At 53.4% G+C, this 909-nt stretch carries 1 protein-coding gene and 1 pseudogene; one reads left to right on the top strand and one right to left on the bottom strand.

Translation table 11 applies throughout. From position 1 onward, the window contains the following. A partial coding sequence (locus DVK07_RS19780; RefSeq protein WP_233565543.1) for a 3-hydroxyacyl-CoA dehydrogenase NAD-binding domain-containing protein occupies positions 1-292 on the bottom strand: 292 nt, incomplete at its 3' end. Between the two features lie 165 nt (positions 293-457). On the opposite strand from DVK07_RS19780, the pseudogene DVK07_RS22475 reads away from it, so the two are divergent. Further along, a pseudogene (locus DVK07_RS22475) lies at positions 458-909 on the top strand (hypothetical protein); the annotation flags it as partial.

Here is a 909-nt window from a genome sequence, read left to right as displayed (position 1 = left end):
GGTCGATGCTGCCGTCGTCGTTCTGGGGTGTCGGGAGACAGAGGAACGTGACTTCGGTGTCGCAGACGGCTGCGTAGTCGGTGGTCGCCCGGAGGCGGCCGGTGCCGTTTGGCCCGGCGTGTTCGGCGATAAGCTCCAAGAGTCCCTCCTCGTGGATCGGGGCCTCGCCGGCGTTGATCGTCTCGACGACCGACTCGTCGATGTCGATGTTCACCACGTCGTGGCCGAGGTCCGCGAAACACGCCGCAATTGTCGTGCCGACGTAGCCAGAACCGACGACTGAGAGTTCCATTTATGATCTGTTCAGCGGGACCCCACACAGAACATGCGTGTCTGGAAGGATGAACTGGTCCGCATTCGATCGTGGGGTTCAATATTCGAACGTGAAATGGCAATATATACGATGAAAATCGCGTTCCTGACCAACTATTTTCCGAAGTTGTCTGAGACATTTATAATGAATCAGGTGACTGGACTGCTTGACCGTGGTCACTCAGTACGAATATTCGCTCTAGAAGCACCAGATGAAGAGGTTTCCCACGAAATTGTGGATGAATATGATCTTCTTGACCGAACTACATACTTCGAGGCCCCCGTAAGCTATCTCTCTGGTATCGTGACAGTCGCCCGTCTTACAGCCACAAATCCCCGTAACATCCAAGAAATCATTTCGTCTCTGAAACAAGGTACAGAAGGAGGGGTCCGCCTGTCCACACTGTACCAGTTCGAGCGGTCGGATAACTGGAACTTCGATGTGTACCACGCCCACTTCGGAGAGGTTGGAAAACGATGGAATTTCCTCCCAAACCAAGTAGACGCCCCATACATCGTCTCTTTCTACGGGCACGACGCGAGTAAAGACTTGTCCGAGAATCCTGAGAGATATAGACGGACATTTGATCTCTCGGA

This window comes from Halorubrum sp. Atlit-26R (assembly GCF_003666015.1).
GTDB lineage: Archaea > Halobacteriota > Halobacteria > Halobacteriales > Haloferacaceae > Halorubrum.
This window is presented reverse-complemented; position numbering and strand designations above follow the sequence as displayed.